3 protein-coding genes are annotated in these 2,254 nt (G+C 63.9%); all 3 read left to right on the forward strand.

Features of this window, described 5'->3' with window-relative positions:
- Nucleotides 1-448 precede the first annotated feature (448 nt).
- The gene (locus Q9R02_RS16430; protein ID WP_305997786.1) at nt 449-733 is read left to right on the forward strand and encodes an HU family DNA-binding protein; all 285 of its coding nucleotides are present in this window, start codon (nt 449-451) and stop codon (nt 731-733) included.
- 98 nt (nt 734-831) lie between these two features.
- Nucleotides 832-1,434 carry a suppressor of fused domain protein gene (locus tag Q9R02_RS16435; protein ID WP_305997787.1) on the forward strand — a complete coding sequence of 201 codons (603 nt, stop codon included), beginning with the start codon at nt 832-834 and terminating at the stop codon, nt 1,432-1,434.
- Between the two features lie 63 nt (nt 1,435-1,497).
- Complete coding sequence (locus Q9R02_RS16440) at nt 1,498-1,908, forward strand: class I SAM-dependent methyltransferase (protein ID WP_305997788.1); 411 nt, start codon at nt 1,498-1,500, stop codon at nt 1,906-1,908.
- Nucleotides 1,909-2,254: the final 346 nt, after the last annotated feature.

Genomic DNA, 2,254 nt, shown 5'->3' on the forward strand with positions numbered 1-2,254 from the left:
AACGACGCTCCCGGGGCCGCTGCATTTAACACCCGGGACACGACCGCCCGGCAAGGCCACACAGACCCGTCACGAACACCGAAGGGCAGCACCCGCCGAACCGTGGCCGCCCACGCGACGTCGTTGCCTCAGATGCCCTTGCCGCCGGTGAGCAGCCGGCATTGCGTGCTCCGCCGGGAGACGCATCGGGACGCCTGGAAGCAGTCTTCAGGGCAGCCGGCCGGCACCGGTCGATGCGATCTTCGAGGCCGGCTGGTCCTCCAACGCTGCCCCGCACGCTGCGTGAGAGCTGCGAAACCCCTGGAAAGTGGGTCAGATCATGCAAAAAACACCGAAAACACGCGGAATTTGCAGTGTTGGCACGCGTCTGCTGGTAAGTTTCAAAGCAGTGGTTCCCGCGCGAACCGCGTGGTAATTCCCCATAGTCGATACGTCCAGGAGGACACCCATGGCTAAGAACCGTAGCGACGTCGTCGCCGAAGTTGCCAAGAAGGCTGAGCTCACCCAGGTTCAGGTCAACACCGCGCTCGACGCCCTGTTCGAGGTTTTCGAGGCTTCCGTCGCCGCCGGCGAGAAGATCACCATCCCGGGTTGGCTTGCAGTCGAGCGCACCGACCGTGCCGCTCGCACCGGCCGCAACCCGCAGACCGGCGAGACCATCCAGATCCCGGCCGGCCACAGCGTCAAGCTGACCGCGGGCTCCAAGCTGAAGGCTGCTGCTTCCAAGAAGTAAGCATCCCGCACATTGTCAGGGCATCGGTCATGGACCGGTGCCCTGCCGGTGTTTAAGGGTTCAGCGGCTGCACCGACTGCGTTCTCTGGAGGACAGCAATGACATCATCGTCTGAGCACGAGGCGCCTGATCTGATCGCGCACTTCGAGTACACATTGGGGCTGATCCAACGCGGATGGTCCGTCGATCCCGACAGGGTGAAGATGCCTTTTCAGATCGTCCAGTTCGCCAGTGGATCCGATGAGGACTCAGTCGGGTACGCGACGCTAGGTCTGAGCAGACATCTGTTGGAGTCGGCGGCCTCTGACCGAACCATCCGCCAGGAGCTTCTGATGCTGGCTCCCAAGAAGATGAAACCGGATTTCCCTGTAGGCCTGCTTCATCAGCTTGGCTCGATGGTTCTTGGGACGCATAAGGCGTTGCTCCGCGGGAACGTGATCGGTCCTGCGAATGCACTCGTTCCGGGTTCGGAGTTGACGGCGCTGTACGTAGCCAGCCCGGTCTACTTCCCTGATGAGTTCGCGACGTTTACCGACGACGACGGTGATGTCGTCGTGGCCTGGCTGGTTCCGATCAGCACCGGCGAAGCGGACTTCGTTTGGCACCACGGCTGGGGTGCATTCGAGGACCTACTTCTCGAGCAGGATCCAGACCTGGTCGACTTTGACCGCCCGGAGATGAAGTTGTGGCCGGTGCGCTGAGAACCTGGGGGACATGTGATGAATGGATGGGGCCCACCCCGACGGACCTGCGCCCGATGACCTGTGGAGGGACTTCTTGCATGGCAGCGGCACGGGCTGGGAGACCTCGTTGGGCTCGCCTCGGCGTGCGGCCGGCTCAGTACCCGGCACATCGAGCTCTTCGGCGCCGCGGAGCTCGCGCATCCGGATGATCGCCGGCTCATCCGGCACTGGGGCTCAGGCGTATCAGGACAGGTGCTCGACGCCGGATACGGGCCGGGCCACTGGAGCGCTGAGCTTGAGGAGCTGGGATGTGCGGTGACGGGCGTGGACATCACGCCGGCTTTCCTGAAGCATGCGCGGAGGAGCTGGCCGGCGATCCGTTTCCTCCACGCCGATCTGACCGCACTGCCGTTCGAGGCGGGATGCTTCGGCGGAGTGCTGGCGTGGTACTCACTCGTCACTTGGACGTTCACGGGGTGGCTGCGGCCTTGAAGGAGTTCGACAGGGTCCTGCTGCCCGGAGGCTGGCTGCTGCTTGGCTGGTTCCCCCGAAGGGAGTGGAGTGCCGGCCCTTCGACCACAAGGTGACTCCTGCGCTGGCGTGGCATCGGCGGGGCGCGGATGCCGGAGTCAGGGCGCACGGAGCTGTGGAGACGTACAGGGCAGGCGACTGACCGTCCCGAACCTCGCCGTCGAGGCCGACTTGTGCCCGGGCGTCGGAGTGTGTAAAGTTGATCGGGTTGCCGGGCCGGTCTCCGGTTCTGGCGGCGGTCTTCAATTCTCCTTCCCTGTGAAATTCTTTCACTATTCCTGTGCCCTTTTCCGGGGTGCTGGCGGGG

Origin of the sequence: Arthrobacter horti, from assembly GCF_030731045.1 — a bacterium.
Taxonomy (GTDB): domain Bacteria; phylum Actinomycetota; class Actinomycetes; order Actinomycetales; family Micrococcaceae; genus Arthrobacter_E; species Arthrobacter_E nanjingensis.

Excerpts from the sequence above, each read along its gene's own strand:
- Q9R02_RS16430 (WP_305997786.1), top strand. The coding sequence starts at position 449 with ATGGCTAAGAACCGTAGCGACGTCGTCGCCGAAGTTGCCAAGAAGGCT.
- Q9R02_RS16435 (WP_305997787.1), top strand. The coding sequence starts at position 832 with ATGACATCATCGTCTGAGCACGAGGCGCCTGATCTGATCGCGCACTTC.